At 29.2% G+C, this 4,177-nt stretch carries 3 protein-coding genes and 1 pseudogene; 2 read left to right on the top strand and 2 right to left on the bottom strand.

The window, feature by feature from the left end; genetic code table 11:
- The coding region (gene cdiI, locus BLV79_RS11855; protein ID WP_083354576.1) for a ribonuclease toxin immunity protein CdiI at positions 1 to 446 on the top strand (446 nt) is incomplete at its 5' end.
- A 257-nt stretch (positions 447 to 703) separates the two neighbouring features.
- Here cdiI and BLV79_RS11850 read toward each other — a convergent pair.
- Positions 704 to 2,323: an ABC transporter ATP-binding protein gene (locus BLV79_RS11850; RefSeq protein WP_074719193.1), complete on the bottom strand. Its 1,620-nt coding sequence runs from the start codon at positions 2,321 to 2,323 to the stop codon at positions 704 to 706.
- A gap of 61 nt (positions 2,324 to 2,384) precedes the next feature.
- On the bottom strand, positions 2,385 to 3,743 hold the full coding sequence (locus BLV79_RS11845) for an MATE family efflux transporter (RefSeq protein WP_074719191.1): 1,359 nt from the start codon (positions 3,741 to 3,743) through the stop codon (positions 2,385 to 2,387).
- A 229-nt stretch (positions 3,744 to 3,972) separates the two neighbouring features.
- Between BLV79_RS11845 and BLV79_RS11840 the strand changes: the two are divergent.
- A pseudogene (locus BLV79_RS11840) lies at positions 3,973 to 4,177 on the top strand (IS110 family transposase); the annotation flags it as partial.

Here is a 4,177-nt window from a genome sequence, read left to right as displayed (position 1 = left end):
AAATGAGTATAGAAAAAAATAATAAAGTAACAGTAGTGACAGAAGAAAATTTTATGGAATGTATGAGAGAGTATGATGCTTATTATTGGAAAAAATGTAACAAGGGATCAGTTAGTTTAACATTGAATCGGTACGTCAATTCAAAAAATTTTTTAAAACATTTAGATGACATGAAAAATAAATTGAGTGATTATAACCAAAGTTATGCAATGATATTTTCAGAAGATTATGATGATCCGTATGATGAATCTTATTTTGGAGAAAATGTAATCTGTTTTTTTTCAAGCTTAGGTTATGATGATGTAGAAGATATCATCGGCTACGAAGAATTCTACAAATATCTTGTTCCAGCATGCGAGTTTTATGTAGAACGTCGTCATCCAGAACATAAGGAAATCGTAGAGCAGAAGCTTAAAGAGATAAGAGAAGCATATGGTTTGAAGTAGTTTATTCGTTTCAAGATGTAAGTAAACTATCTTAGATATGTTATGATATTATGTTGTCATAATAATCATAAAAAATAGAATATAGCAAATAAAAAATAAATGGAAACACAAAGATTAAGGTTTAATGAATTGTTAAGAAAGAAGTCCATGTGGCAACTTTTTGATAGAATGTTAATCAACAGGAAAAACAGAATCAAAAGGAGTATGCTACATGAACGAATATTTTAAGATTTAACTAAAAAATAGTTTTGAGATTTTTATCTCATATTATATAATTCAGAAAAATATGAATTTTTACTTGTTAATTCTTCATATGAACCAACTTCGTTTATTTCTCCATTGTCCATCACAATGATTTTATCGCATTTCTTTAATATTTTCTCATTAAAACTATGCAAAACCATTAAGACAGTACATTCTAATGAAAAAATGTCATTTATGATTTGTCTAGTTGTTTCATAATCAAGTGCAGAAAATGCTTCATCTAACAAGATTACGTCGGCATTTCGCATTAGTACTCTAGCTAAGGCAATTCGTTGTCTTTGTCCACCAGATATATTTTCTCCATTTTCTTCAAGAATTGTATTATCTTTTTCTTTAAGATTTTTAATAAATGAATCAACACCAGATTTTTTTAAAACATTATTGTAGCAATCGTCTTTATAATCCTCATATAATGTAATATTATTTTTTATGGTGTCATTGAAAACATATACTTCCTGGTTCATATATGCAATAGCTTTTTTAAGATAATTATAATCAATATTTTTGTATGGAACATTATTAATACATAATTCACCATTATGACAAGTCATTTGTCCAGATATTAAATTTAACAAAGTTGATTTTCCAGAACCACTTTTTCCAACAATAACATATTTTTTATTGTTTTCAAGTTCGATATTTATATTTTTCATTTCAAATTGTTGCTGTTTAAAGCATAAATTTTTTATGGAAATCTTGTTGATTTTGTCAAATGTTAATCCAGATTGTCTATTTTCCACCATTAAACTATTTTCTAGTTTATCAACAATTGCAATTGCACCATTATATTTGTTAAGAATTGCAACGCCATCATATAATGGAGTCACTATTTTGTTAATTAATTGAATTGAAGCCATCATGATAGAAATAGTGTAAATTCCTTTATTAACATATATTGCTCCAATTAAAAAACTAACATAAAACATTCCCATAGAAAATAAAGTACCAATTGCTTCCATTTTTGCTAAAAAAAGCTCATTTTTAAATTTAGAATTCTCTAGGTTAAGATTAACGTTATCATGTTCGTTTCGAATATGTTCTAGGACTAAAAATTGTCGAATTACAGAAATTCCTAAAAACATATCTGTTACTTTATGAGTATATAGTTCTTGCTTTTGAGAAACATCAATTCTTTTTTGTTGAGCTTCTTGTCTCATTTTTAGGGAAACTAATAATGATATAATAGCCATACATAATATTACAATACCATGAAAAAAATTGTAGAAAATTAAATTTGTCCATGAACAAATAAACATAGATATACAAGTAATCAAATCATATTTTGCTTTTAAATAATCATTTTCTACAACATTAATATCATTTGTTAATAATGATATATAATTATTGTCTTTATTTGATTTAAATCTAGCTTCAAAAATTAGATTTTTATATTTGCAGTTGAACTCTTTTATTATTCTTGCAATAATGATTTTCTTGATAGCATTAATGATAATTGTAAGAAAAGTAAGTGCCAAAGTTATAGATATTATCATTATCCAATTTACATTTTCTTCTATACCACTCATAATTAGTCTTACTATCCAAGAAAAGCATAATCCTGTAGCGCCACTTAATATAGATATTATTAACCCTTTAAAATTTAATTTTTTCATAACTTTACCTCCTTTCTGATGCAAAAATTATAGTTCTATGATTTTTTTTTGTCAAGCAACATTATACTTTTTTTTGCAACCATTTTCCAGAAAACATTCGTATTAAAAAAATGATTCCACGGAAATTTAATTCTATAAACATCGCAAGCCAGATTCCAAATAAACCATAAATTGGTGCCATAATATATGCTAGAGTTAATCGAACAGCCCACATACTGATAAAACTCATCATGCTCGGAATAAACGTGTCTCCAGCACCACGGAAAACACCCGAGGCCACAATTGAAGCTGCGTACATTGGCTCTGCAAATGCTTCTAATTGTAGAACCTTTATTCCCAACTGTTGAATGTGAGTATCAGATGTTAAAAGTTTCATCATAAAAGGTGAACCAAAGTACAAAAATAAACCGGAGCCTGCCATAATAATCATTGCAAGAATAATTGAAAGCCAACCAAGTCGCTTAGCTAAATCTTTTCTATTAGCACCAACTGTTTGTCCAACTATTGTCATTGAAGCAGATTCAATACCATATCCAGGCATGTAACAAAAACTTTCTGCAGTTATAGCAAAAGAATGTGCAGCAACTGCAATGCTTCCAAGAGGAGCAACAATTCTTGTAAGTAAGACATAAGCACTTCCCATTATTATTTGTTCGAAAGCCACAGGAGAACCTATTTTAAACGCACGTGTAAAATATATTTGGTTAAAAGAAAATCGTTCTTTTGGTTGTAAACGTAGCATCTTTGATTTAAATAATAGTATGTAAAGTAAAATGACTGCACCAACAAATTCAGCTAAAACGGTTCCAATAGCAGCACCAATGACTCCAAGATTTAATAAAAAAATAAAAAACCAATTGAATACTACATCTAAAAAGCAAATTAGAATATTAACAATACTTGGAACACGCATATTTCCACTTGCCTGTAAGGAACTACCTGCATATTGTGCAAGAATTATAATTGGCATTGAAATAATGTAAATGAAAAAATATTGAGATGCTTTAGAGCAGATCTCAGGACTACCTCCTAGCCAAATTGGCAAAAAAGGACTAATTAATGCTCCAAGTAATGCAAATATAAAACCGGCAATTAGCACTGCACAAAAGCCATGTTTTAAGATGCTTCGTGCTTCTCGTTCTTTTTTGGCACCTATGCTTTGAGAAATTTGAACAGTAAATCCGGCATTAATTGCTAAAATTAATCCTCCAAAAAGCCAGGTCGTTGATGTCATAAGGCCTATTGATGCGGATGCATTTGCACCTAAATGCCCAACCATAGAAGCATCAATGTATTGCATAACTACAGATGTAAGCTGTGCCAAAATGGCAGGAAAACTTAACTGTAGCGTCAAAAGTATCTGTTGATGAAAAGATAGTGCTTTTCCATCGCGTAAATAGTTTAAATAATTTTTCTTCATTCTATAAATTATATCTTGTTTGATATAAAAAGAAAAGAATAATTTGTTTTTAATGATTTTTTATAAGTTGTCTATCTAAAAGAATTATTGTATTATAGGTAGAGAAAGTTTAATGGAGACAATATGAAGTGACCTCACAATTGTAGATTCGTGGATTTACCTGTAAGATATTAATTGAAAAAAACAATATCAGGTAACAGGGATTACCGCATACAATAGGAGGTCACATATGAATAGTATAGTTTATGTTGGGATGGATGTCCATAAGGAACAGTACACACTTTGTTGTTACAGTTACGAAACAGATAAGGTTGAATATAAGCAGACAATACCATCAGATTATAAACTTGTTCTTAAATACATGGAGCAGGTTCGCTCCAGATATGATGGAGAAGTTACATTTGTTTGTGGATATGAAGCAGGATGTCTTGGAT

It is taken from the genome of Lachnobacterium bovis DSM 14045 (assembly GCF_900107245.1).
In the GTDB taxonomy this organism is placed as follows: domain Bacteria; phylum Bacillota; class Clostridia; order Lachnospirales; family Lachnospiraceae; genus Roseburia; species Roseburia bovis.
Note: the sequence above shows the minus strand (reverse complement) of the source record. Positions and strands in the feature narration are given on the sequence as shown.